This window comes from Pseudomonas sp. PD9R (assembly GCF_019200975.1).
GTDB lineage: Bacteria > Pseudomonadota > Gammaproteobacteria > Pseudomonadales > Pseudomonadaceae > Aquipseudomonas.
Genome location: NZ_JAHTMR010000019.1, coordinates 16318 through 42605, shown reverse-complemented (window position 1 = coordinate 42605; position 26288 = coordinate 16318). Strand labels below are relative to the sequence as shown.

Below are 26288 nucleotides of genomic sequence, written 5' to 3'. Positions count from 1 at the left end.
ATTTTTTTTCAATTAAAACCCGATACCGTCCAGATTTGTCTGCGGGCACAAAACCCGCCTGCCCCTGACCGTCCATACCCGCAACCCTTGACACCATCCACAAGCCCCTCAGCGCTTTACCGTGCAATTCGGGTGATCCGTTGCCTCAGAACCGTCCGATAAGCTATCACGCAGAAATTTAGCCGGCTTTTTTCGTGCTGAGGTGCTTTTCCCAGCCTTGAAGCCCAGTTCAACCGGAGAAGTGAGTCGTCGATCGATTTTCGGAAGTCGACAGGTTTGGGGTTAGAGGTGGACTTTTTCGACTTTTGCGTTGGGTGACTTCATAAGATGCTGGCTCCGGAAAGGAATCGGGAGCACAGCATCGGGGGAGATCAAGTGGTGACTTTATTCACCACCTGGTTGGTCAGCGTGATGACGTGATGGCTCTGGAGCGTAACGGCATAACGGGGCTCATGGAGCCCCTTGCGGTAAGTCTGCACGTACGGATCGGTGCGGAGGAGGGAGGTGACTACCATTCCTCTCGCGACAATGTATTTAAGCCATGCTTATCAACTTCATTTGATTTCTTGAATCTCGATGACTCCATTCTTCTCGTTGATTTCATATGCTCCTGATTCCTTACCTTGTGAGTCTGCCGCAAAGTACTGCGAGTTATCCCGCCAAAATTGCTCATCCGCATGATAAATCACTAAATACTTATAACCAGACAATAAGCCAGGAAGACTTTTTTTACAGGTCCAAACATCTGTAGGAAAGTACAAGTCGCCTACTGACCAGCACCACCACACAGAATTATTGGGGATCATTTCGTAATTAAAAGCGTATTTTTCAAATCCAATTGAGTTTTGACTAATAAAGTACGCTTTCTCTCCTGGCTTGATTCTATTCTTAACTGCGCTAGATAACGACTCAACTTTTAACCGTACATTGAGAGGTTCTGGCGGGCTGTCGATAAGAATCATATCCGAGTAAAATTTCAATGGAGAAAAAAGGATAATACACATGATTGGCACTGCGCCAATAATCTTTAAACATCTCGACTTGATGTTGTCGACAGAAGCCGAATAGCACGCCAGCACTATGAGCGTCCAAGCTAAAAAGTACGAACTGACATACCTTTCAAATGATGCCAATCGAACCCCTTCATACTCCGAAAAAAATACGAGATAGCATATTAACAAGAATGCGAGGTAGCCAACGGCTCCGACGGCAAGGCAACCAAAGACTGATAGATTTTTCAGTCTTTCTGCTTTTTTCGACAGCAGTACACAAACAGTGCTGCAGACTAAGAGTGATCCGAGTAGCCCCGCTACGGAGAGAGCTATCGCTTCCGGGAGATTCTTAATAATGAGGTAGCTAGCGTTAGGAAATACATCTATTTTTGCTAGCACTGCCCTTATAAAGTCTGGAGTATAAGATGTGTACGCGTCAGTGTGCAAACGCCTGATAAACTCAATTGACGTAGTGCCTAACCTTTCCAACATTGGTGTCTGCAGCACAGTTGTAAAGTCAGGCAATAAAAATGACGTGTATGCGTTTATTGATTTTACGTACCAACCCCAGGTTTTAAACGTGAAATATATCGCTGCAAGGCACACCAGAGCGGAAATGGATTGCTTAAGTAAAGAGCTGAAATGAAACTTTAAATCATCGCTCTCCGCTCGCTCCCTGAATACAGACGCCAAGAAATATACTGCAATCACTACTAACGAAAGGATCAATCCAATTTGCTTGGCGATCACTAATAACGCTACGCTAGCTGAAACAATTAGCGTCCCTTTAATCCCTCTATTTGTCAGCGCCAACGAGATGGCAGCCGCAAACATCAGCCCTAATATCCCATCTATAAAAATATGCGCAAAATCAAGCCCGAAATAGTAAATCAAGGCACAGGACGCGAAATAAGTAACTATCGATAGTGGGGTGATTTTTTTGTGAAGGCTCCCTGTGACGCATATCAGGCAAGACAGCATGAATATAATCTGAGCCAGCAGAACATTTTTTTCCGACCAGGCTGTGAGATAGGTAAAGTAATATTGGAACAACTGCTGGCCGGGCGGGTAATACTTGAAGGCCACCGGAGAGCCTTCCACGTATAGCGCGTTAGTTTGATATATAACCTTTATACTGGATGCCCAAAACGAAAATTCGTCCCATCCAGTAAAAAGAAATTTTGACGAAATCGAAGCGTAGAATATTAAAACGGGAATAAAATAAAAACCACTGCAGACGACTTCACCACTCGGACGCTTATTTAAGCTCTTGATTTTCTCGAAGTGCCTAAACAGAACAACCAACAGTAACGCTATACCACCCCCAAGGGATAACGCTACACCGACCTGCAGAAAGCCACCAATAGCGCAGAAGTAAAGTATCAATGTAATACACATAATGTATACAAACTGCGCAGAGCTGAATTTCAACTTATGTTCTAAGGTAAAATACGAAACATAGCCTACAGATGATAAAAGCAACAATATGAACAACATGAGTTCGCAGCGCCCTATTGATTTATATTATTTACAACTTAACCGCAGTTACGACACCGCAAAATATTAGCAGACCACTCAGAAAGCCCTGAACTTCAAACCTCTCCCCAAGCATAAACGGGCGTTCTACCGGAACCAATATAATTCTTCCAAAGAAAAGATGCGCGCAACTTGATACTATGGCTGCACGCAATTCCAACATCACCTATTATCACTAACAACTGAATCACTTCTTCTTCCTTAACCTATGAAACGGCCTCTTTGGAACAGATGCTATATCATAACCGATGAAGGCAAGTAAAAATTGAACGCCAAGGATCAAAGGAAGTGCGGCCAGCATTACCGTACCTGCAGACGTTGAGATGCCGGTGTGGATTGATCCAATTAAATTTGCAACGCCATAAATTCCGCCGGATAAAACGAGCACAACACCCAGCGGCATTTCGATTGACGCTAGTGACATGTCGCGAAGATAGTAATTGTAAAAAATTCTTTTACTGAAGTTTCTTATATGCTTAAACAAAAACTCAAAAACTATTTTTGACGCTTTCAAATTGCTAACTTCATCCCCATATTTCGCATCCATAGGCACATCGACAGACACAGCCCTAAGTATATTAAGACGAAACAACATATCTGTTTCGAAAAAATACCTGTTACTAATTTTGTCAAAGGGCAAATGTTTTGCAACGTCCGAATGTATCGCCGTAAATCCATTGGTAGGATCAAAAAGATTCCAGTACCCAGAGGAGATTTTAGTCATGAACGAAAGTACAGCATTGCCAAATAATCTAACTCGTGGCATTGATCTAATTTGTTCTAAGTCAAAAAAGCGGTTACCTTTAGTATAATCAGCCTCGCCCAAGATTATAGGAAGTATAAAGTCCGAAATCAGGGATGGATCCATCTGCCCATCACCGTCTATTTTTACAATGATTTCCATTCCATCATTAATAGCAGCTCTGTACCCTGCCATTACAGCGCCACCTACGCCGAGATTTTCTTTGTTCTTTAAAACTACAACTCTATCGTCGGAACAATTATTTAATACAAAATCGCCAGAGCCGTCAGGACAACAGTCGTCCACAATATAAATACGAGCGACTTCCGGACCTATAGCGGAGACCACATCTAGAATATGAGCACAGACCTTGTAGGAGGGCACTACTACGGCCACTTTCACATTCGTCTCTATATTTGCTCCTATATGCATTATGCTTTCAACTGCACTCACTCTTTTTACTTCCTTTATTCGGCTAGAGTTTATATAAAACACTATATAATCTTGACGCTTTAATATTTTTATCGATCCTGAAGGCTCGTGAGGCCCACTGCTGTACGGGATCGTAAGTGTTAATCTAAGTCGGCACATACTACGCGATGATGATGGCGCCGTCAGTAATCGTCCGTAAAACACGCCCTCTTGACACCGCCGCGCAGGGTGATGGCGTCCACTTTTTTTGGATACCATTTTTGGCCAAAACAATCAATTTGCCTTGCGCCAGCCAACTTCTTATCTCAAGACGTCCACAGTTCAAAACGCTCAGGAACGCCAGCAAAGGGCACCTCTAACGTCAAAGTCTCGCCACATCACGGTATCAATGCCATTGCTGTGCGCAAAAAGCTGTCGCTTTTTCAGTTGTGACCTGTTTTGAAAAAAATGGAAGCAAACTGCGACGGAATCGAATTTTGCAACTAACTCTCACTAACGTATTGATTTTAAACGTCAGTTTCCAGGAATTTGAAGGCAGAGGGCGCGGGTTAAAATCCCGCTTGGTACAGCAAACGCAAAAAAGAGAACGCCTTAAATTCTAAGGTTTATGGGGGGGTTAGAGGGAAGGCGGATTCAAATGTTGAGCATCAAGGTGGTTCGTTTTATCTGAAAAATTTGCAATAAAACACGGTCGCGGCAATTTTTTACTCTGTCGTCCAATCAAATTCGTCGTACTCATCATCCTCGTCGTCATCAAACACTTCTTCGAGAACGTCCTCTTCATCGGACTCATCCGCTTCCGGCTGATTCAGCAGAAAATCCTTACGACTCTCAGTAATCGCTCGCCGCAGTTCCTCGCCCTTTTCCGGGCAGTTGAGCATTTGGGCGATACGGTCGATTTTTTTTGTCACGGCATCCTCCAGCGCATCGACTATGGCCAGATAGTGCGCGCTTTCAGGCTTTGATGCCAAATTGTCGGGCATATGGCGATTAGTTTCTCTGCAAATCCTTGAGTCGCGCGGTGAGGTTTTCGTCGCGATAACGCGCCAGCAGCGATTCGTCGCTGCTGGCGTAAGGGCTGCCTGCAGATGCGAGCAGCTGGCTGATGAAGCCTTTTAATCGGCTCACTATTCAATCCGTCGGTCAGTGGCCGTCGGGTTGGACGCGGTGGTCGTGCGCAAGCTTTGCGCCAGTTCCACCAGTTGCACGAACTCGCCGCGCAGGCCGAAGCGGTCATCGCCCCGTGCACCACGGGCCAATGCCTCAGTGTCTTTCAGGCTGAAGTCGCCGGTATAGCGACCGTCCTTGAGTTGTTGGGAAAACGCCGCCACCGCCGCCGCAAAGCGTAGGTCGTCGCTGGCGTTGCCGGCCGAGGCACCATCGATTGGCCGCTCGATCAAGCGACTATTCCCACCTTCAGGCAACTGATAACGCACACGTAACATTGCCAGTTCCCCGATCTTCTCAGAAGCAGCGGTGCCCGATTTACCGTAGCGCAACGGCTCCAGCCAACCCTTCTCGCCAACAGGGACAATTTCGTACAACGCCGTCACCGTATGCCCTGCACCAATTTCACCGGCGTCTACCTTGTCGTTGTTGAAATCCTCACGCTTCAACGCGCGATTTTCATAGCCCAACAAACGATATTCACTGACCTGCGCCGGATTGAACTCCACCTGCAACTTCACATTCTTCGCCACCACCGCGAGGGTCGAGCCGAGTTGATCCACCAACACCTTGCGCGCCTCGCGCAGGTTATCGATGTAGGCGTAGTTGCCATTGCCAGCGTCGGCCAGTTGCTCCATCAGATGTTCATTGTAGTTATCCACGCCAAAACCCAGGGTGGTCAAGGACACGCCTGTCTTGCGCTTATCCACAGCCATTTGCTTGAGACGGTCGAAGTCGCTGATGCCGACATTGAAGTCACCGTCAGTGGCCAACAGGATGCGGTTGATGCCGTTGGGGATAAACGCCTGCCGGGCCATTCGATAGGCCAGCTCGATCCCCGAGGCACCGGCTGTGGAACCGCCAGCGCTGAGTTGATCGATGGCTGAGCGAATCTTCTCTTTTTCCCGCCCGGAAGTGGGTTCCAGCACGACACGGGATTCGCCGGCGTAGACCACCAGTGACACCCGATCCTGATCACGTAACTGGTCGACCAACAATTTCAGTGTGCTTTTAACCAAAGGCAAGCCCTCGCGGCGATCCATGGAGCCGGATACATCCACCAGAAACACCAAATTCGCCGGGGCCAGTTCCGCGACCGCGCGGTCCGAGGCCTTGATACCAATGCGCAGCAGACGGGTATGCGGGTTCCACGGCGATGGCGCCAACTCGGTGGTTACGCCGAAGGGCGAGCCATCCGTAGGCAAGGCGTAGTCGTAAGGGAAGTAATTGACCATTTCCTCCAGCCGCACCGCGCCTTCAGGCGGCAGGCGTCCCTGGTTGAGCAAACGGCGGACATTGGCGTAGGCACCGGTGTCGACGTCGGCGCTGAAGGTCGAGACCGGCGCTTCGGCAACGCTGTGGATCGGGTTATCCGCCAGCGCTTGATACTGTTCGCGCGGCTCATCTCGATAACCCGGTAGCGAACCCTCTGGCAACGGCGCAAACGAGGCCATGGGCGCTGCACGCACACTGCGTTTGGCCAATGAGTCATCGGCGCCCACAGAATCGGCTAAAGCTGCCTCGCGTTGCACCAAGGCTTCGATTTGCAGCTCAGACTGGGCGGGTGGCGGCACATTGGCGGATTCAGGTTTGGACGAAACGCCGCAACCGCCGGCGGCCAGCAGCACCCCGGCGGCGAAACCCTGGGCGGCGGGGCGGAGGACATGCAGTGGGAGGAGCTGTAGAGGAAAAAGCATGGGGCTGACCTCAGGAGGAAATTGATCCATTCATCCTCTGAGACGGGCAGCCCAACCGGTTCGGGTTAAACCTCGCTAAAAAATCTTCAGCGGTGATAACGCCGCACCACACTGCTGTTTTTCAGCACATGACCTTTGATTCTTTCCAGCAATTGCTCACGGCTCAGGCCGGCGGGCAATGCTTCGGGGGCCAGGTCCAGGGCGTAGATCTGGATGATGTAGTGGTGGGCACTGTCGTCAGCCGGCGGGCAAGGGCCAACATACCCTGGGGTGCCTTTGCTGTTAATGCCAGCCACGCCTTCAAGGGTGGATTTTGCGCCGACGCCGGCCGGGATCTGATGGGTAGCGGCCTTGATGCCGTAATGCACCCAATGATCAACGCCCTGGCCTTTCTGGCCATCCGGATCGTGCATGACGACGGCGTAACTGAGCGTGCCCGCCGGACCTGCGTTCCAGCTCAGCGCCGGTGAAACATTGTGCCCGCCGCAACCCTTTGCATCGCTGGCAGCGGCGGAAGTGAACAGACGGTCATCCGACACACCTGGGATGTTCAGGGTGAAACGTTCCTGAGCCGCCTGCGCCGGAAACTGAACGCAAAGGGCAACTGCTACGGCCGCGAGCCAAGGGTTGAGAGAGGTCAATCGGGTCATGCCGGAGTACCTTGTGCGTGTGGGGCCGTCGTCGGCGTGCAAACTATAGCTGGACCGTTCACGCCGTGGCAGTGGGAATTGGCTGAACCTCGAGAAAAGCATCAGACTCTTAAGGGAAACGACAGCTTGGAGAGCGATCATGACCCTGCATCGCGTCGCCCGTTTCGCCGATGTGCCCGAAGACCGCGGCCTGGAAGTCAGTCTCCAGGGCAGCAAAATCCTCCTGCTGAAAGTCGGCGATCAATTACGCGCCTATCAAGGCGAGTGCCCTCATGCCGGGGCGCCGCTGGCCGAAGGTGCGCTGTGCCACGGACGCCTGACCTGCCCATGGCACAAAGCGCAGTTTCGAATCGAGGACGGTGGCTTGTGCGAGCCGCCGGCGCTGGACAGCCTCAAGCGCTACCCTCTTGAAGTGCGTGATGATGAGGTGTGGGTCGGCGATCAACCTTTGTCGGACGCCCATACCCCGCCGAACGACGATGAGCGCACTTTCGTGATCGTCGGTGCCGGCGCCGCTGGCACGGCAGCTGCAGCGGCGTTGCGCGAAAAGGGTTTCGGTGGCCGCGTGCTGCTGATCGACCGAGAAACCGGTGCCGGTTACGACCGTACGGTGCTGAGCAAGTTCGTGATTTCCGGGGAGACACCACCCGATGAAATCCCGTCGCTGCGTGACGAAGACTTTTACCGTGAGCAGCGCATCGAGCGAATACAGGGCGAAGTGACGAGCCTGGACGCCGCCACCCAATCGCTACGCCTGGCCGACGGTCAATCGCTCATCTATGACGCCGCGTTGCTGGCCACTGGCGGCGTGCCCAACTCGCTCAAATTGCCCGGAGCAGATCTGCCGCAGGTATTCGTTTTACGCTCGAAAGCTCATGCGCAGCAGATTCTCGACAGCGCCAAACCCGGCCAACGGGCGGTGATTATCGGTGACAGTTTTATCGCCATGGAGTCCGCGTCAGCCCTGCGCCAGCATGGCCTCGACATCACCGTTCTGGCCCGGCATCCAGTGCCTTTTGCCAAACAGTTCGGCGACAGCGTCGGCAAGGCGATTCTCGCCCTGCATGAGGCCAATGGGGTGATGTTTCATGCGAACGGCGAAGTTGAACGGATCGAAGGCTCAACCCATGTCGAAGCGGTGTGCCTGGATAACGGGCAACGGTTTCCAGCGGACCTGGTGTTGGTAGGGATTGGCGTAAGCCCGGCGACCGGGCCGTTTGACGGTCTGCCACAGGAAAAGGACCATTCACTGCGCGTCGATGGCGGCATGCGCGTGACCGATGGGCTCTGGGCCGCCGGCGATATCGCCACCTTCCCGCTCAACGGCCAGCCGCAACGCATCGAACACTGGCGACTGGCGCAACAACAGGCGCGGATTGCCGCCGCAAACATGCTCGGTGGCGACGAGCATTACCTCGACGTCCCGTATTTCTGGACCTGGCACTTCGGCAAAAACTACGACTACCTCGGTCATGCCGAAGCCTGGGACGAGGTCGAGTTCAAGGGTGACCCTTCGCAACCACCCTTTATCGGGCTGTTCGGCAAAAATGGTGTGGTGACGGCGGCCGTGGCCTGTGAGGAAGAGCGAACGATGGCGATGCTGGCTGAAAGGATGAAACAGCCGCTGCCGATGGACGAGGCGTGGCGCTTGATCCGAGGCTGAAACGCGACTCCATGCAGGAGCTGCGGCAGGCTGCGATCTTTTGATTTTCAAAAGTCACAAGATCGCAGCCTGCGGCAGCTCCTGCAGGTGAGTGCCGTGCTTACTGAGTCGGGCCAGCAAACTTGCTCATGACGAAACCGACAAACTCCTCAACAGTCATTTTCTGGCCGTTGAATTCCACCTGATTGTTGGCGTAGTGCAGTTTGCTGATGATGTTATTACCGTCCAGTTTCGCCAATTGCGTGCCGACCGCCATGCTGCCGAACATGTCGGCGGTGGCAGTCGCCTGATCAGCAATGAGCTTGGCGTCGGTCTGGCCGTCGATTTGCGACTGCACGGTGAACACGTCGACCAACATCGGCTTGGACACTTGCAGGTTGATGTCCAGCAACGCGATCAACTGCCTGATCAGTTGCTCCGTTGGCACCTCGATCGATGCTGGCTTGGTCAGGTCCAGCACCAGGTTGGCGCGGCTTTCACCGTTGGTGGTTTTGAACGACAGGTTTTCCAGGGCCACCTGCGGACCGGCAGCGAGCAATTGCTCCAGGTTGCTTTTGAGCTGCGCCTCTTCGGCTTCGGTCAGCTTCAGCTCTGGCGCGGGTTGACCCGCCTCGGTGGCCTCGGCGACGGCCTGTTCGTACGGTTGCAGTCTGGTCTGATAGATCTGCATCAGCGCCATAGTGGCCGGGATGTCGAGGTTCTTCAGGCTCATGGCCATTTGTGCCGAGCCAACAGCCTTGCCGTTCAAGGACACTTCGCCCACCTTGTAGTCGGCACGCCCGGACGCGCTGGTGCCCGATTCTTCGGTCTGGTTTTTCATTTCGAAATTCTTGAAGCCCAGCACCGATTGTTTGGCGCCGAACGTGGTTTTGCTGTCGCTGAGCGCGACGGTGTTCTCGCCGGTGTAATAACCGTAGGTGCTTTTGGTCAGGTTGCTGGCCAGGGTCAGGCCGTTCAACTCGACCTGTACCGGCGCCTGATCTTCGGAAACGGTGGTCAGCTTCAGGCTGTCCATGTAGCCGTCAGCCTTGACCTTCTGCGCCTGGGCGCTAGCCGCAACATCGACCTTCAGGCCGGAAAACTTCAGGCTGGATTTGTCGTCCAGTGCGGTTTCCAGCGGCAGCAGTTCGAGCGTGCCGTTGGTGGAGTTGTCGTAGCCGATATTGACCACGCCTTTGAGTGGCGATGCGCCCTTGGTGGCGGCGAACCATTTTTCGGTGAGCGGAGTCTTTTCCAGTTCGTAATGACTGGTGGCCATGACCGGCAACCACTTCAGCGACACCAGGCGCGAGAACGGCAGCGGGCCGTGTTCGATGTGATCGACAAACAGCAACTCGATTGGCTCTTCGCCAAACATTTCACCGTCGCCCTTGAGGCGATAGTGCGCGGTGCTGCTGAATACATGACGCTCCAGCGACACCAGCTCCAGCGTCGCCGTGCCTTTGTGACCGACCAGCGCGGCTTGCAGTTGCTGGTTGGCATCAATCAGCGAGGCATTCACCACGCCTTCGATTTTGGTGCCGGTGTACCAGGCACCGCCAGCGCTGATTGCACCGATGGCGACAACAATTCCCAGAAGCACGCCTGCTGATTTATTCATGAATGACCCGATCAATGTCCGTTGTTGAAAGTGTGGTCGTCTTCCCTGAACCCATGTCGGGTTGTGGTCACGACTGCGCTGAAAGTGGGGTGCAGATTAGCATCAGGCGCGCGGGGCGACTTAATGATTAAAGGTGAAGAGTGTCGTCGGTTTTAAAAGATCGCAGCCTGCGGCAGCTCCTACAGGGGTACGCATTCCCATGTAGGAGCTGCCGAAGGCTGCGATCTTTTTGCGATCAGGAATACTGAACCTCAATCTCATCAAGCTGATGATCAAAGGTTTTCAGTCGCGCGGTCCAGGTATACACCAGCACTTCAAAATCCCGATTGATCACCGCCCCGCCCGTCACCTCCGCCCGCGGGTCGCAAAAGTCCAGTTGATAACGCTCGCGGGCCATGGCCGTGGCGACGTCGGCCAACTCCCGGGCGTTGTTGAGCCAGTGCCAGCCGTCGGCGGCGACCTGTTTATCCAGCTCCAGGCACTGTTTTTTCAAGGTTTCGAGGCTTTTTTCCAGCGGTGTGCCGGTGAGTTCGCCCATCACTTCCTGGAACGTGCGCCCCGGTTGCCAGTAGCTGCCCCAGAAATATCGATCGAACACCGTTTCGACACGGCGCAGCGCGACCTTGGTGTCCCAGATCAGCACCAGGGTCTTGCCTTGTTCGAGTTGTCTTTTTTTGGTCCGCTGGTTCTGGACCGACGCCCAGGCCACCGCCGCGATGGACATCACGGCGATCAACGCGGTGGCACTGTCGAGGAACACCAGAGCCTTGTCGATCTGGTAGGCCAGCATGATGCCGTAGAAATAGGCGGCCGAAAGCAGCACCAACGCCACAACGGCGCACCAGAAGCCGAGAGCATAAGGGTTTTTCATTATTGGTTTCCCCATGACCTGCGCGAGCTTTGTGCGAAGCAGGGGCGCTTTTCACGAGTGCCCCCCCAACACTTCAAAGCATAGCAACGGCCTCAGGGTTTGCTGGCGTTCGACGCTTGCGTTCGTCCGCTTTCCCAACCGCCGCCCAACGCCAGGAACAAATCGATCTGACTCGCGGCCACTTGCGTGTTCGCCGCCGCCAGTTGCGCCGTGACATCGATGTAGGTGCGGGTGGCCTGCAAGTCCGCGAGGAACGACGCGCGACCAGCCTGAAAGAACCGGTGAGTCTGGTCTGCCGCCAGTTTTGCTGACTGCTCGGCATCCGCCAACGCATCGCGCCGTTGCAGCAACGCCGAATATTGGGCCAAGGCGGTCTGGGTTTCACGAATGGCGTTGAGCACCACACCGTCGAAGTGTGCCAGCGTACCTTGGGTCACGGCTTCGGCCTCGCGGATCCGCGCCCGCGCACCGTTGGTCGGCACCGTCCAGGTCAGCGACGGTCCGAAGCCCCAGCGGTTGGTGGACGGGTCGCCGAGGTCATCGAGGATACCGACGGTGCCTACGGTCGCACCGATGCTGATGTTCGGATAAAGCTCGCCGGTGGCGACACCGATCCCGGCGGTCGCAGCGGCCAGTCGACGTTCGGCCTGGCGCACGTCGGGACGGCGCTTGAGCAATGCAGCGCCATCGCCTACCGGCACTAGTTGAGTGATTTTCGGCAGTTCAGCGCAGCTGTCGGTGCCCGCTGGCAGTTGATTCACTGGCTTGGCCAACAACATCGACAAACGGAACAGCCCCGCCTGGCGCGCCGCTTCATAACGCGGCATGTCGGCGCGCAAGGATTTGAATTGAGTTTGCGAGCGGGTGACCTGGGTTTCGTCGCCCCGCCCGGCATCGCGCAAGCGCTGGATCAGCGTGGTGCTCTGGGATTGCAGGTCAAGGGAATGCTGGGCGATTTCCCGCTCTTCATTTGCCGCGCACACTTGGGTGTAAGCGCGAACCACGTCGGCCACCACGGTGATGCGAGCGATGTCGGCGGCAGCCTGCGTCGCATCGGCATTGGCCTTGGCCCCTTCGATACCACGCTGCAACGTGCCCCACAGATCGAACTGATACGACGCGGAAATGCCGATATCGCCGATGTTGGCCACCGGGACTTTTTCCGGCAGCAGGAACGCCTGACCGGACTCCTGCAAACGCTCGGCCCCCATCTTCACACCGGCGCTCCAGCCACCCGCCGCCTCGGCTGAGTCGACTTGCGCGCGAGCCCGGGACAAGCTGGCCGCCGCCACACGCAAATCAGTGTTGGTGGCCATGGCTTGCTGGACCAATTGGTCCAGTCGCGGGTCTTGATACAGGTGCCACCAATCGGCGGGCACCGGCGCCGAGACGACCGGTTTGCCATTCACCGCCAACTCGCCCTGCAAGTCTTCACGGTGGATGGCCGCGTCGTCCGGCAAGTGATAATCCGGCCCGACCATCTGACACGCCGACAGCAGCAAACCTAATCCGGCGACCGCCAAACCCGAGGCTTTGCTCATTGCTCCGGCTCCCGGGGCTGATCGTCAACGATCGATACTGTGGCGGTGCGACCGGCAATCATGCGGAAGTCCGCCGGGACGTCATCGAAGGCGATCCGCACTGGAATCCGCTGCGCCAAGCGCACCCAACTGAATGCCGGATTGACGTTAGGCAGCAGGTTATTGCCGCTGGTGCGGTCGCGGTCTTCGATACCGGCAACGATGCTTTCCACGTGCCCGCGCAACCGCGCACGGTCGCCTATCACCCGGATGTCAACGCTCTGCCCGATATGAATGCCGTCCAGTTTGGTTTCTTCGAAATAGCCGTCGATGTGGAAGGAGTTGCTGTCCACCACCGACAACACCGGCCGACCGGCGCTGACAAATTCCTGGGCACGCGGCGCGCGGTCGTTGACGTAGCCATCCACCGGGCTGCGGATCACCGAGCGGTCGAGGTTGAGCTGTGCGCTGTCCACCGCTACCTGGGCTTCCATCAACGCGACTTGGGCGCGGGCCACTTTGGATTGGCTCTCTTCGAGTTGCTCGCCCGGCACCAGATTGCCCAGGCCCTTGTTACGCTTGGCTTCGCGCTGAGCCTGGGCGAGGGTTTCTTCCCGATCAGCGACCGCCGCTTTCGCTTGGCGCAGGGCCAGTTTGAAACGGTCCTGGTCAATGCTGAACAGCACCTGGCCGCGTTTCACCAACTGGTTGTCACGCACTTGCACTTGCTGGATCAAACCGGAGACGTCCGGCGCAATCTGCACGATGTCGGCACGGATGTGCCCGTCTCGGGTCCAGGGGGCGAACATGTAATACATCACCATGCGCCAGACCGCGACGACCGCGAAGCTCACGATCAACAGGGTCAGGACCACGCGGCCGATGGTCAATAAAGGTTTTTTCATGTCATCAGGTATCGACTGAGTGAATCCACGGCGCCAAGCAGCAAGGCGTAGAGAGCCACGTTGAACAATGCCCGGTGCCAGACCAGACGGTAAAAGTGCAAGCGCGTCAGCACCCCGTGCACCAGCAGGTAAATCACATACGTAATGCCCATCAGCACCAGCAGCGTAGGCAGGAACACCCCACTGATATCCAGATCACCGATCATAAAGGCGCTCCATCGATGCCTTGGGGAAGCGGTTCTTCGAGCTCGGTCGAACCGACAAATTCGACGCCAGGCAACAACGCCAGGCGCAAGCCGCTCAAGGCGTGCAGCAGGTGCCGACGGGTTTCATCGTCGCCGGCACCGGCAAGGGCGCGACGGGTACGATCAAGGGTCATCAGCAGCGGGCTCGGCGCCTGCAAGCGCTCGCCAGCCTTCAGGCACGCCTTGAAGTATTCGCCGACCTCGGCCACCACTTGGCGCAGCAACGCATTTGGCACACCGTGGATGCGCGGTGCATAGGCGAGCAGGTCCAACAGGTTCAGCGCCACACGCACTTCTCGCAGGGCGATGCCCGTGTCCTGGCCGGTCATGGCCAGACGCGGCAGATGCTGCATCAGCCGATCGAGCATCTGCACGCCCAAGTGTCGGTGCTCGGCCAACGTGGCCGGCTCGGTCAGGCTGACAATGTCACGCCAGCTGAAACGGGTCAGGCGCTTGGCCGCCAGTTCGGCACCGAATGGTCGGGCGATCAGGGTCCAGACAAACGCAAAGAGCAAACCGATCGGGCCGGCCAGGTTGGAGTTGGCGAAGCTTAAGAAATCCGCATCGTAGGCACCTTGAATACTGATGAACGACGACGTGTTAACCAGGGTCAGCAACATGCCCAGATAAAACTGCGGCTTGACCGTCAGGGTGCCGACGCAGATAAACGGCACGGCGAATGCCAATACCAGCATCGGAAAATCATGCAGGTTAGGCAGCACCAGAAACAGGTAAAGGCTGGCGAATAACACCGACATCGCCGTCCAGAAAAAAAACCGGTAGATCTGCGGCGCCGGGTCGTCCATCGAGGCGAAAAAGCTGCACGCCACCGCTGCCAGAATCACTGCGGCACCACCGTCGGTCCAACCGAGGAGAATCCACAGCACCGAGGCGACGATGATCGCGGTGACGGTGGATGCCGCCGAATAAAACATCAGGCCGCGATCCAGGAATGGCGTCAAACGACCAAGGCGCCAATGCCGATACACCGCGCGCCAACTGTCCTGGCTTTCGCACTGGATAGCGATTTGCAGGCTGCGGCAGTCCTGCCACAAATCGATCCACTCGCCGAGGCGATACAACGCGTTGGAAAACAGCAACTGCTTGCGATCTCCCAGCGCCTCGGAACTCGGTTGCAGGGCTTCGAGCTGGTCTTTCAGCGCCTGCCAGCGATCGATGTCCGCGTCCTTGTGTTGCAGCCATTCGGTGGCGGCGGTGAGCAGCGGGGTGAACTTATCCACAAGCTCTGGCGTGCGCCGCTCCAGGGCGTAGAGCGCGTCGTCGAGGGCATCGACCACCGTCATCAGGTGGATCATGCGCCCGCGCAGTTCCTTGGTATTTTTTACCGTTTGCGGCCGCGCGCCTTCGTGGGGCAACTGGCCGATCATCAATTCCAGGCTGTTGAAGGTCGCCACCATCGAGGCGCGCAATGCACTGACTTCGCTCGGCTGCACATTGCGACTGAGGAACTGCAGGCTGTAGGTCGAGGCGTCGGCGAACCATTTGCTCACCGAGTCGTTAAACACCGGCGCCAGCCGTCGCGGCCAGAACATCGCACCGACGACCGCCGCGACAGCGATGCCGAGGAAGATCTCTTCCGTGCGCGCTTCAGCCACGTCCCACACCGCCAATGGGTTATCCACAACCGGCAAGGCGATCAGCGGCAAGGTGTAACCGGCGAGCATCAAGGCGTAGTTGTTGGCTGTGCGCAGGTGCAGCGACAGGAACAGCAGGATTCCGGTCCACAGCGCAATGACCAGTACCAGCACATAAGGGCTCTGGACGAACATCGGCACGAAAAAAACCGCCGCGGCGGCGCCGAGAAAGGTGCCGACCGCACGGTACAAAGCTTTTGAACTGGTTGGACCGACAAACGGGCTGGAAACGATATACACCGTGGCCATCGCCCAATAAGGACGCGGCATTTGCATGAGCATGGCGATGTAAAGCGCAATCATCGATGCGGCGAACGTGCGCACACCGAAGAACCAGTCCCGCGCCGGAGGCATGCCGGTAAAAAAGCCGCTCAAGGCGTGGGCACCGATTGATGATTGGCCCCTTCAAAGGCTTTCAGAACCCGTAAAGTCGCTTCCAGATCGCGCTGGTCGATCCCTTCAAGCACCTCATTGCGCAAACGCACCAGTTCGACTTCGACGGCTTGCACCAGCGTGCGACCGGTGTCGGTCAGGCTCAAGCATTTTGCGCGGCGATCCTGGGCATCTTCGGTGCGGCAGACGTAGCCGGCATGACACAGCTGATCGAGCAAACGCACCAGGGACGGGCTCTCCATCCCCGCCGCCTGCGCCACCGTCACCTGTCGCACACCCTCGCCCAAGCGCCCGATCATCAATAACGGGACGGCACAGGCTTCGGAAATTCCATAGTTGACCAGCGTGCTCTGGCAGATCTTCCGCCAATGCCGGGCGGCCACCACCATGGAGCTGCTGATGCTCATCTGAAGAGCGTCGAGATTATTCGGCACGAGGAAGGCACACTGTTAGTTTGCTAACTATCAATATGGCATTGGAGGGGATTTTTCGTCAAGTTTTGAAACAAATTGCCTGGCCGATATATTTGCTCAGCGGAAACAGGCCAAGTCGGCTGGACGCCATCAACCACTCCTTGCGTGCGGACGGCAGGAATTCGAGCTTATAGGTCATCCAGGGATACCGGGACCGGTGTTTCATGGCGACGGGAACGAACGATTTCCGCTAACGAAATATCATCAAGTCGTTCCATCATGGCCTCAAAAACGTCGGCTGGGACCATGTAACCCATGACGCGATTGTGATTCAGCACCGCGACGGGCCCTCCATGGGCACCATTTAAAACGGCAGTCGGGTTTTTCTTTAATTCGGACACGCTGACAGCCATATCGGCCAGGACACTTTGCATAATATAGACCTCAAATAAGGTCGTAATTCTGGTCTATTTTTACTGCATCAGCAATCTTGAAAACTGCTCTCCATCGGATCGCTACACCCCACGCCCCTTCCTCAACATCACATCCAGCTGATCAACCACCTCCGCCCAATCGGCGTCATCGAGCACCTCATCGCGCAAAAAATCCGCCTGACACTTGGACCAGAAAAACGCATCCGCCAGATGCAGTTCCGGTTTGAGCGGTGAATGGGTGGCGATGAATTTGTCGATGCTCTCGGCGTCGTCGGGCAGCCCAAGTTGTTTGAACAGGGATGGGAGGCTGTGGGTTGGGTTCTCCATGTCGGGCTCCTTTGGAATGTCCAGGAAGGTGACCGCTGCGCGGTCAATCGCGGGCAAGCCTCGCTCCTACAGGACTGCACAAACCTGTAGGAGCGAGGCTTGCCCGCGAAGCGATGCCAAAGGCACCAACGTCATTAATGACTCAACTCCCGCACCTCCGCATGCGGCACCATTTTCAGGAACTGCGGCATGTCCATGTGCAGCAGGTTGATGTGGTTACCGGCTTCCAGGTAGATGTCTTTCTGCCGGGTCAGCAGCGGGTCGATGACTACATCCAGCCCATAGGCTTCACCCAGGGCAGGCACGGCACCGCGTTCGCAATCGTCAAACAGGTGCGGCAGATTGCTTTCGCGCGAGACCTGCCATTCGCCGGTGCTGCGGACTTTGCTCAGGTCCAGGTGACGACTGGCGGGCAGAACGGCCATCAAGTAATGACCGTGGTGGTCGTCGAGGAGTACCGATTTGGCCACCCGCTCGGCAGGAATGCCGGCAACACGCGCCGTTTCGAGGCTGCTGGCCGAATGTGGATGGGTGACGATGTCATATTCGCATTGAGCCTTTTCAAGGCTTCGCTGCACGGTTCTTGCCATACGCATGATGCACCTCGGTGTCCGCGATAACGTCTGGCGGACGATGTGGTTAACGCTTTTCTCCGTAGTCAAAGTCTAGGCCGGTCGAGCGAATCCGGTGGGAAATCCGCCCATTGGACACGTCGACACCTGAGCAAAATTCATACAATCAAACGGTCAACTAAACTGTATACAGAACCACCTATGACTCTCCCGGAGGGTCACGTGAATACGCGTTGTTTTGCCGTTGCACTGCTGCTGGCGACAAGCGGATCAGCTCTGGCCGCAGACACAGTTGGGCTATCGACTCCCGACCCCATCGGGATGTGGCTGATCACCTTCGGCATCGCGTTCCTGATCGCCGAAGCCGCCGTGCCTAATTACGGCGTGATCGGTCTGGGCGGGATTGTGATGTTCGTGATTGGCGCAGTGATTCTGACCAATGCCCAATTGCCCGTTCCGCTGATGATCGGCCTGGGACTGATCAGCGCGTTGCTGCTGATTTTCCTGCTGATCCGTGCCCTGAAAACCCGACCGCGCCACACCGTCAGCGGCGATGCCGGACTCGTGGGCAGCGTGACCGCTGTGATCTCGCTGCAGTCGGCCGATGCCTGTCACGGCTGGGTGCATTTGCAGGGCGAACGCTGGCAAGTGACAAGCGCCAAGCCGCTGCACATCGGGCAACGAGTGCGGGTGGTGGCACGCAAGGGATTAATGCTGGAAGTGGCCGCGACTGACGCGGTGCCGGTTGGAGAATGAACATGGGCCTGCAACTGGGTTTTGTCGCGCTGCTGCTACTGCTGATCGCACTGGCGGGGGCGACTTTCCGCATCCTGCGTGAATACGAGCGCGGGGTGGTGTTCCAGCTCGGGCGCTTCTGGCAGGTCAAAGGCCCCGGCCTGATTCTGTTGATTCCGGTGGTTCAACAAATGGTTCGTGTCGACTTGCGCACCGTGGTGCTCGACGTGCCGGCGCAAGACGTGATCACCCGTGACAACGTCTCGGTCAAGGTCAACGCCGTGCTGTACTTCCGCGTGCTCGATCCGCAGAAGGCGATTATCCAGGTCGAAGACTTCCTCATGGCCACCAGCCAACTGGCGCAAACCACCTTGCGCGCGGTGTTGGGCAAGCACGAACTGGATGAACTGCTGGCCGAGCGCGAACGGCTGAACATCGATATCCAGCAAGTGCTCGACGCGCAGACCGATGCCTGGGGCATCAAGGTGGCCAACGTCGAGATCAAGCACGTGGACCTCAACGAATCGATGATCCGCGCCATCGCCAAACAGGCCGAGGCGGAGCGCGAACGCCGGGCCAAGGTGATCCACGCCGAAGGCGAATTGCAGGCCTCGGAGAAACTCATGCAGGCCGCCGAAATGCTCGGCCGTCAGCCCGGCGCGATGCAGTTGCGCTATATGCAGACCCTGAGTTCAATCGCCGGTGACAAAAGCTCGACCATCGTCTTCCCGCTGCCGATCGAATTGCTCAAGGGCATGGCGGATTTGTCGTCGAAACCTTGAACCCCGCCATTCAGTGCGAGTCAGCGCCCGTGATGAATAGCCGTGCCCGATTGTTGCCCGCGGCGGTTTCAGCGACTTTGTGCCAACCGCCGGGCAGCGGGGCGAACTCATCAGGTTGATCGGCCGTGCTGATCAACCACACGCGCCCCGTTCCCCCAGGCAGTTGACTGAGGTGATCGAGGTAGATTTTGTAGGCGTCACCATTGACCAGCGTACCGAAACCGTAATCGTTCGGACGACTCGACGCTCCGCTGGCCAAGGGCGGGGTATAGAGCAGCGGTGCCGTATCCGTGCGGTTGTAATAGACGTAACTCATGTACCAGAGCATGTCGCTGATGACGATTCGGTCGCCAGCCACGTAATGCTGGTTGACGAACTCGACCATCACACTGGTCTGATCATTCACATCGACAGTGGAATTGGTTTTCAACCCTACCAGTTCGGTGCCGACAAACAGCACCAACAGCCCCAGCGCCGCGACACGAAAACCGTTCAGCAAGCGGTCGATAGCCAGCCCCATGATCAACGGCAGCCCCAGGGCATAGGCGTTCAAGTAACGCTCGATGAACACCGGCGAAATAAATGAAACCCCGTAAACCAACATCATCGGCAGCAGGGTGTAGAGCGCCAGCAGAACACTCCAACGATAATGGCTGCGATCACGCAATACCGTCAGCACGATCACGGCCAGCAACATTATTGGCAGCGCACTGAACAGCAACCCAGGCAGGTGTTCCCCATCGTCCTGGATCATAAAATCCCAGACCATCGACGGCAGGGAACTGAGGGTGACCGGCAATTCCCAGCCCACATCGCCGTTGGCCTTGAGCTGGTCCATGTGCTGGATCAGATCGACCAGGCTGGGAAGCCAGGGCGCAAACATCAACACGATCACCCCATTGGCCAGCCACCAGGCCGGACGCGTGATGTGTTTAATGGGTTGGGTCGATTGCAAGCGCAGGCCCAGCAACCAGGCCCAATGGACGATCACACACAGCGCGGTGAAATAGTGGGTGTAAAACGCGAGAGTCATCAGCAGCGTGTAGATCACCAGCGCATGGGTGTGGCGGGGTTGCTTGACCCAATACACCAGTGCAATGGTGGCGCCGAGCAACCACATTCCCAGCCACGAATACATCCGCACTTCCTGGCTGTAGCGCACCGCCGTGGGCAATAACGCCAGCATCAACCCGGCCAGCAACGCAGCACGCGGGTTGGCGATCAAGCGGACCAGCCACATGCCCAGCATGACGGCGGCGACACCCGGCAGTGCACTCAGGCTGCGTATCGAAAAAATGCCATCGCCAAACAGCCCGATCCAGCCATGCAGCAACATGAAATACAGCGGTGGATGCACATCGTGGGCGGCGTGAAACCAGATGCCGTCCAGGGAGTACCGGCTCATCATCAGGCTCGAGCCTTCATCACCCCAAATAGCGGAAGCGGTCAGACCATAAAACCGGGCCAGGATGGCCAACGCCAGGATCAGCGATCCGCCGCCCCACCATAGCAGCCGCTCCCTTGTGCCGGTCGCTGTCAAGTTTGCGAGCGATGGGTGGGGTTTGGCCAACCACTCTTTTCTCTGCGCCTCCACGACCACTCTTTTCACCTGCACTGCCGGAACGTTCAGCTCACTTTAGGCCAAACGCTGTCTCCACGGCCAGCGGATACACCGATTCCCACCCACCACCCAGCGCCTTGTACAACCCGACCATCGCGAGTGAGACGCCGGTCGAACTTTCCACCCATTGCTCCTGGGTCGCCAGCAACGCACCTTGCACGGTGAGCACGTTGACGAAGTCCACCACCCCTTCCACGTACTGCTGTTGCGCGGTACGCAGGGCGATCTGGTTCTGGCGCACGGCTTCGGCCAAGCTGTCGCGGCGCAGTTGGCTGGCGTTGTAGGCGCTCAATTGGTCATCGATTTCATGCCAGGCACGCAGCACGGTTTGCTGGTAGGCGATGGCGGCTTCCTGCTGCTGGGCTTCGCGCAAGTTCAGCACGCCGCGCAAACGGCCGCCGTCGAACAGCGGCAGACTGAACTGCGGGCCGATTCCAAACGCGCGCGAGCCCCACGAACCGAAATCGCTCAGTTGCATGGCTTGCGAACCGACATTGCCGGACAGAGTAATGCGCGGATAGAAATCACCCTTGGCCACGCCGATGCTCGCGGTGGCGGCATGCAAACGAGCTTCGGCCTGGCGGATGTCCGGGCGACGTTCGGCCAGTTGCGACGGCAGGCCAATGGCAACCTGACGCGGGGTTTGTGGCACCGGTGCGTCTGTGGATAACTCAGCCGTCAGCGCCTGCGGCGGTTCGCCCATCAGCAAGCTCAGGGCGTTGATCAGTTGGGCCTGGCGTTGCTCTAACGCGGGCAGGCGCGATTCGATGGCCGCGACCTGAGCGGCGGCTTCGGCGACATCCAGATCGGTCGCCACACCGTCACTCAGGCGCAGCTGCGACAGTTTCAGGCTGTGGCGGGCCACGTCGAGGTTTTGTTCGGTGACGGCGCGGGTGTTTTGCACGCCACGCAACTGGATGTAGTCCTGGGCGGTTTCGGCGAGGACCGACAACAACACACCGCGACGGTCGTTTTCCGCTACTTCCAGATTCGCATCGGCCGCTTCGGTTTCACGGCGCACCCGGCCCCAGAAATCCAGTTCCCAGGAGGCAGAGAAACCGGCATCCCAAAGGTTGAACGCTGAATTGCCGTTGTGCCCCGAAGGATCGATCAAGCCTTTGTTGCTGCTGAGTTCACGGGCGTAACTACCGGTGGCGGCGGTCGTCGGGGAACGGTCGGCGGTGATCACCTGGCGCACGGCACGGCTTTGTTGCAAGCGGCTGCTGGCAAGTTTCAGGTCGAGGTTATCGGTCAGGGCACGCTGGGTGAGGGCCGAGAGTTTCGGATCGTTGAAGACCTCCCACCAGCGCTCGTTCATGGTGTCGGTGACGGCTTGGCTGGCGGCTGCTTTCGATGGCTTGGACCATTCACTGACTTGCTGAGCCTGAGGTTTGTGAAAGTCCGGGCCGACGGTGCAGGCACTAACAGCAAAAACGCTCAACATCAAAACCACTGATTGAATAGAACCCTTGTGGCGAGGGGACTTGCGCCCGTTGGGCCGCGAAGCGGACCCGAGATCGGCGAGTGCTGCGCACTCGAACGGGAGCAAGCTCCCTTGCCACAAGGATGAGTGATCGCTGAAGTTCATCGCTGCGCAACCTCATGCTCGACGCCAGTACCGGCCGTATCAATACTGGCCTCCACCGACATCCCCACACGCAACCGCTCAGCCAATGGCTGACCCGGTTCCAGCACAATTTTCACCGGAATACGCTGCACAACCTTGGTGAAATTGCCGGTGGCGTTATCCGGCTTGACCGAGGCGAAGGTCACGCCAGTCGCCGGGGCGATGCTCTCGACACGCCCGCTCAGCGTCGCGCCGCCAAAGGTGTCGACACGCATTTGCACGTCCTGGCCCGGCTGCACATGCGTCAACTGGGTTTCCTGAAAATTGGCCACCACATAGGCCTGCGCCAGCGGCACGACCGCGAGCAGTTTGCTGCCCGGCGTGACATAGGCGCCAACGCGTACGGCGCGCTCGCCGACCATGCCGTCCTGCGGCGCAACGATCCGCGTGTAGGACAGCTCATAACGGGCGATTTCCAGTTTCGCTTGCGCCCGTTTCAAGCCACCTTCGGCCGCATCACGCTGGGCCGTGAGGATGTCCACTTGCTTGCGTTCCGCCGCCAGCACTGCGCTGACGTTGGCCAGCCGAGCGCTGGCCTGATCGATGCGCGTGCGCGCTTGCTGAGCGTTCTGCACCGTACCCGCGCCGACTCCGGCGAGGTGGTCATAGCGGTTCAGTTCATGTTCGGCGAAGGCCATTTCAGCCTTGGCCGATACAACCTGCGCCTGCGCCTGCGCAATCATCGAGGCCTGGCGTTCAAGGGTCGCCCGGGCATTTTGCAGCTGCGCCTGGGCCACCAGGCTTTCGGCAGCCGCGGCATCGGCGGCCGCACGCAAATCCCGGTCATCGATCAGCGCCAGCAGCTGCCCGGCCTTGACCTGCTGGTTGTCTTCCACCAGCACTTGCTTGATAAACCCTGCCACGCGCGGCACCACCAGCGTGTAGTCCGCCGAGACATAGGCGTCATTGGTGCTTTGTTGCGTGCGTTTACCGAACAGGCCGGGCGCCAATAAACAAATCAGCACGCCCACCGCGATCACGACGGCGATGCCCACAGCCAGTTTTTGCTTTGATTGAGTCGTCATAAAACCTTCTGTTCCAGTGAGGCGTTCAAGTCGGTGCGCGCGGCGGATACATCCGCGTCGGCAACCAGAAAATCAGCAGGATCAGCGCCACAGCGATGCCGGCCATGCACAGATAAAGATCTGCGGCCGTCAGCACCACGGCCTGTTCATGCAGCCGATGGGCAAGGCCTGCACTGTCAGCGTCGGCCAGAGGCGAATTGCCGAGGCGGTCCACCAGCATCGTCGAGTGAAAGTGCAGGCGCGCGGTGGTCAGTGTCTCCAGCACACCGGTGGCGATCACCGCCGCCAGGCCTTTCACCGTGTTGAACCAGGACGACGCGAACGGCCCGTCCATCGGGTTGATGCTGCCGGTGGCCAGCATCAATAGCGGCAGCACCGCCATGGGCTGGCCGAAGATTTGCAGCAGTTGCAGCGCATAGAAGTCGTCGCGAATCCACGCCGACGTCAGTTGCGAACCGCCGAGGCAGGACAGCGCCAGCATGCTCAGGCCGATGCCCAGCACCCAACGACAATCGACCCGGCGCAGGTTGCACAGCGCCGCCACCAATGGCAGCGCGATCAATTGCGGCAACGCCGCCAGCAACGTGACCGGCGCGGTCTGCACCGGGCGATAACCCTGGACCTGCGCCAGGTAACTGGACGGAATAATGATCACCGCCAGCAACACCACCAGCACTCCGGCCAGTGTCAGCAGGGCGAACGACAGGTTGCGGATGCCAAGCATCTGCATCTTGAAAAACGGAATCGGCTGCGACCACTCATTGATCAGAAACAACACCAGCAGTAACGACCCGCCCACCAGCAATCCGCTGATCAGATTCGATTCGAACCAGTCCAGCCGATTGCCCTGCAGAATGCCGATCACCAGCATGCAGATCGCCGGAAAACCCAGCAGCAAGCCGCGCCAGTTGAACTGCTTGAAGCGTTCCAGTCGCAGCGGGTCCTGCGGAATCCCGTAGCCCACCGCGACCATCGCAATCAGGCACGGCGCAACGACTTGCCAAAAGGTCCATTGCCAGCCGACATACTCGGTCCAGAGCCCGGCCAACGGCGTGCCCAGCCCCGGACCGAACGTCGCCGTCAGGGCATAACCGGCCAGGCCATACAGCTTGATGTTGGCCGGCAGAAAACGCAGGGCAACGGTCATCAACATCGGCGGCAGCGCACCGCCAGCCAAGCCTTGCAAGGTACGCAAGACCAACAGGCTTTCGTAGTTCGGCGCCAAAGGACACAACACCCCCAACAGGGTGAACGCGCTGATGGCGCAGAGGGTGAAACGCCGTAGGGAAAACGTCATCGCGCACCACGGCGCGAAGGCCATGGCGGCCACCGATGTCGCGGCGTAACTGGCGACCAGCCAGGTGCCTTCGTCGTAGCCTATGGCCAAGCCACCACGAATATCGGCGAGGGCAACCTTGGTCACCATTTCGTTCAAACCCGAAACCAGCACCGCCAGCAACACGCCCACCAGGCCAATAATGATCCGCAGGCCGAAGATGGGTGGTGTGGCGGTTGCGCTGGTCGCAGCGAGAGGTGCCGGGACCGTGAGGGAAGTCATGTACTGCAAGCTCCGGGTGTCATTAGCGGAGCATTCTATGAAGGGCGTAGCCTGACGAAAACTGACTTATTGGCAGTTTATAAGTGCGCTGAACACAACTATCAGCTCAAAAGATCGCAGCCTTCGGCAGCGCCTACAGGTGATCTATGTAGGCGCTGCCGAAGGCTGCGATCTTTTGATCTTTAAACCGGCTGCGAAGCCTGCCAGGTCTCATCGCAACAAGCCTTGACCGTCTCGCGCATCCAGCGATGAGCCGGGTCCTTATCGAAACGCGGATGCCAGGCCTGGGTCAGCATCAAGGTAGGCAATGGGATCGGCAAGGTGAACGAGCGCAGCTTCAATCCCAGGCGCCGCACGCTCAACAACGCCTCCTTGGGCACCGGCAAAATCAGATCGGAATCCGGCAAGGCAAACATCGCCGCATGGAAACTCGGTGCAATCACCGCCACCCGCCGCTCCAGCCCCAAGGCATTGAGTGCCGTATCGATAGGGCCTCGGGCGATCCCGCGACGGGACATGCTGATGTGGGAAAAACCGGCGTAACGCTCGGCGGTTATCTCTTCATCGAACAGCGGATGATCCTCACGCACCAGGCCCACAAAGTGGGTAGAGAACAGGTTCTGGATCTTCACTTCCGGGCTCATCGGCCGGGTATTGCTGATGTTCAAGTCGATGCGCCCTTCTCGCAGCGCTTCATCATCACCATCGCCTTCGGGGACAAAACGCAGCTCGCAATGCGGTGCCTGGCGGTCCAGGGTGTCGAACAACCGGCCACCGTAGACACCCACAAAAAAGTCATTGGCGCGAATGCTGAAACGCCGTCGCAATGATCCCAACTCCACCGCATCAGCCGAACGAAACACAAGCGCCGCCTGCTCCACGACATCACGTACCTGCTCGCGCAACGCCAGTGCCTTGGGCGTCGGCACCAAACCTCGACCGGCGCGTACCAGGATCGGATCGCCAATGGCCTCGCGAATGCGCGTCAGCGTACGGCTCATGGCCGCCGGGCTGAGGTTCATCCGCCGCGCCGCGCCCACCACACTGCCCTCATCGAGCAAAGCGTCGAGGGCGACCAACAGGTTCATGTCCGGTAGTTGCATGGCAAGCACTCATGTCTGATCAG

The 26288-nt window shown here is 57.4% G+C and carries 24 protein-coding genes; 3 read left to right on the top strand and 21 right to left on the bottom strand.

The window, feature by feature from the left end; all coding sequences use genetic code 11:
- Positions 1–554: 554 nt before the first annotated feature.
- The 6 genes from KUF73_RS26940 to KUF73_RS26915 all read right to left on the bottom strand — a co-directional run bounded on the left by KUF73_RS26940 (position 555) and on the right by KUF73_RS26915 (position 7216).
- Entirely contained in the window at positions 555–2489 is a 1935-nt protein-coding gene (locus KUF73_RS26940; protein WP_218441013.1) for a hypothetical protein, read from the bottom strand.
- 226 nt (positions 2490–2715) lie between these two features.
- Positions 2716–3702: a glycosyltransferase gene (locus KUF73_RS26935; RefSeq protein ID WP_218441058.1), complete on the bottom strand. Its 987-nt coding sequence runs from the start codon at positions 3700–3702 to the stop codon at positions 2716–2718.
- Positions 3703–4406: 704 nt separating this feature from the next.
- On the bottom strand, positions 4407–4673 hold the full coding sequence (locus tag KUF73_RS26930) for a hypothetical protein (protein WP_218441057.1): 267 nt from the start codon (positions 4671–4673) through the stop codon (positions 4407–4409).
- Between the two features lie 19 nt (positions 4674–4692).
- Entirely contained in the window at positions 4693–4830 is a 138-nt protein-coding gene (locus tag KUF73_RS26925) for a hypothetical protein (RefSeq protein ID WP_256345698.1), read from the bottom strand.
- Positions 4830–6566 carry a VWA domain-containing protein gene (locus KUF73_RS26920; protein WP_218441012.1) on the bottom strand — a complete coding sequence of 579 codons (1737 nt, stop codon included), beginning with the start codon at positions 6564–6566 and terminating at the stop codon, positions 4830–4832. The genes KUF73_RS26925 and KUF73_RS26920 overlap by 1 nt, the downstream gene beginning before the upstream one ends.
- An 86-nt stretch (positions 6567–6652) precedes the next feature.
- Entirely contained in the window at positions 6653–7216 is a 564-nt protein-coding gene (locus KUF73_RS26915; protein WP_218441011.1) for a YbhB/YbcL family Raf kinase inhibitor-like protein, read from the bottom strand.
- Between the two features lie 139 nt (positions 7217–7355).
- On the opposite strand from KUF73_RS26915, the gene KUF73_RS26910 reads away from it, so the two are divergent.
- On the top strand, positions 7356–8879 hold the full coding sequence (locus KUF73_RS26910) for an apoptosis inducing factor family protein (RefSeq protein ID WP_218441010.1): 1524 nt from the start codon (positions 7356–7358) through the stop codon (positions 8877–8879).
- A gap of 100 nt (positions 8880–8979) precedes the next feature.
- Here the strand turns inward: KUF73_RS26910 and KUF73_RS26905 are convergent, their stop codons facing one another.
- The 10 genes from KUF73_RS26905 to KUF73_RS26860 form a co-directional block, all read right to left on the bottom strand.
- On the bottom strand, positions 8980–10479 hold the full coding sequence (locus KUF73_RS26905; RefSeq protein WP_218441009.1) for a YdgA family protein: 1500 nt from the start codon (positions 10477–10479) through the stop codon (positions 8980–8982).
- Positions 10480–10714: 235 nt separating this feature from the next.
- On the bottom strand, positions 10715–11350 hold the full coding sequence (locus KUF73_RS26900) for an NADH:ubiquinone oxidoreductase subunit N (RefSeq protein ID WP_218441008.1): 636 nt from the start codon (positions 11348–11350) through the stop codon (positions 10715–10717).
- A 92-nt stretch (positions 11351–11442) separates the two neighbouring features.
- A complete protein-coding gene (locus KUF73_RS26895) occupies positions 11443–12891 on the bottom strand; it encodes an efflux transporter outer membrane subunit (RefSeq protein ID WP_218441007.1) in 1449 nt (482 codons plus the stop codon).
- The gene (locus tag KUF73_RS26890; protein WP_218441006.1) at positions 12888–13775 is read right to left on the bottom strand and encodes an HlyD family secretion protein; all 888 of its coding nucleotides are present in this window, start codon (positions 13773–13775) and stop codon (positions 12888–12890) included. The genes KUF73_RS26895 and KUF73_RS26890 overlap by 4 nt, the downstream gene beginning before the upstream one ends.
- Positions 13772–13981: a DUF1656 domain-containing protein gene (locus KUF73_RS26885; RefSeq protein WP_218441005.1), complete on the bottom strand. Its 210-nt coding sequence runs from the start codon at positions 13979–13981 to the stop codon at positions 13772–13774. The genes KUF73_RS26890 and KUF73_RS26885 overlap by 4 nt, the downstream gene beginning before the upstream one ends.
- Positions 13978–16050 carry an FUSC family protein gene (locus KUF73_RS26880; RefSeq protein ID WP_218441004.1) on the bottom strand — a complete coding sequence of 691 codons (2073 nt, stop codon included), beginning with the start codon at positions 16048–16050 and terminating at the stop codon, positions 13978–13980. The genes KUF73_RS26885 and KUF73_RS26880 overlap by 4 nt, the downstream gene beginning before the upstream one ends.
- Complete coding sequence (locus KUF73_RS26875; RefSeq protein WP_218441003.1) at positions 16047–16475, bottom strand: MarR family winged helix-turn-helix transcriptional regulator; 429 nt, start codon at positions 16473–16475, stop codon at positions 16047–16049. The genes KUF73_RS26880 and KUF73_RS26875 overlap by 4 nt, the downstream gene beginning before the upstream one ends.
- 194 nt (positions 16476–16669) lie before the next feature.
- Positions 16670–16915 carry a type II toxin-antitoxin system Phd/YefM family antitoxin gene (locus KUF73_RS26870; RefSeq protein ID WP_218441002.1) on the bottom strand — a complete coding sequence of 82 codons (246 nt, stop codon included), beginning with the start codon at positions 16913–16915 and terminating at the stop codon, positions 16670–16672.
- A gap of 81 nt (positions 16916–16996) precedes the next feature.
- A complete protein-coding gene (locus KUF73_RS26865; RefSeq protein ID WP_218441001.1) occupies positions 16997–17242 on the bottom strand; it encodes a DUF2789 domain-containing protein in 246 nt (81 codons plus the stop codon).
- Between the two features lie 134 nt (positions 17243–17376).
- Positions 17377–17838, bottom strand: a complete 462-nt coding sequence (locus KUF73_RS26860; protein WP_218441000.1) for an aminoacyl-tRNA deacylase — start codon at positions 17836–17838, stop codon at positions 17377–17379.
- Positions 17839–18036: 198 nt separating this feature from the next.
- Between KUF73_RS26860 and KUF73_RS26855 the strand changes: the two genes are divergently transcribed.
- Together KUF73_RS26855 and KUF73_RS26850 are read left to right on the top strand one after the other, a co-directional pair.
- Complete coding sequence (locus tag KUF73_RS26855; RefSeq protein WP_256345697.1) at positions 18037–18570, top strand: NfeD family protein; 534 nt, start codon at positions 18037–18039, stop codon at positions 18568–18570.
- A 2-nt stretch (positions 18571–18572) separates the two neighbouring features.
- The gene (locus KUF73_RS26850) at positions 18573–19331 is read left to right on the top strand and encodes a slipin family protein (RefSeq protein WP_218440998.1); all 759 of its coding nucleotides are present in this window, start codon (positions 18573–18575) and stop codon (positions 19329–19331) included.
- Positions 19332–19341: 10 nt separating this feature from the next.
- On the opposite strand, the gene KUF73_RS26845 is transcribed toward KUF73_RS26850, so the two are convergent.
- From KUF73_RS26845 to KUF73_RS26825, 5 genes are all read right to left on the bottom strand, one after another.
- Positions 19342–20925, bottom strand: coding sequence for a glycosyltransferase family 39 protein (locus KUF73_RS26845; RefSeq protein ID WP_371135564.1), 1584 nt, complete (start codon positions 20923–20925; stop codon positions 19342–19344).
- Between the two features lie 37 nt (positions 20926–20962).
- Entirely contained in the window at positions 20963–22540 is a 1578-nt protein-coding gene (locus KUF73_RS26840; protein ID WP_218440996.1) for an efflux transporter outer membrane subunit, read from the bottom strand.
- Positions 22537–23604 carry an HlyD family secretion protein gene (locus KUF73_RS26835; protein WP_218440995.1) on the bottom strand — a complete coding sequence of 356 codons (1068 nt, stop codon included), beginning with the start codon at positions 23602–23604 and terminating at the stop codon, positions 22537–22539. The genes KUF73_RS26840 and KUF73_RS26835 overlap by 4 nt, the downstream gene beginning before the upstream one ends.
- A 25-nt stretch (positions 23605–23629) precedes the next feature.
- Positions 23630–25162 carry an MFS transporter gene (locus tag KUF73_RS26830; protein WP_218440994.1) on the bottom strand — a complete coding sequence of 511 codons (1533 nt, stop codon included), beginning with the start codon at positions 25160–25162 and terminating at the stop codon, positions 23630–23632.
- A 182-nt stretch (positions 25163–25344) separates the two neighbouring features.
- Positions 25345–26265 carry a LysR family transcriptional regulator gene (locus tag KUF73_RS26825; protein ID WP_218440993.1) on the bottom strand — a complete coding sequence of 307 codons (921 nt, stop codon included), beginning with the start codon at positions 26263–26265 and terminating at the stop codon, positions 25345–25347.
- Positions 26266–26288: the final 23 nt, after the last annotated feature.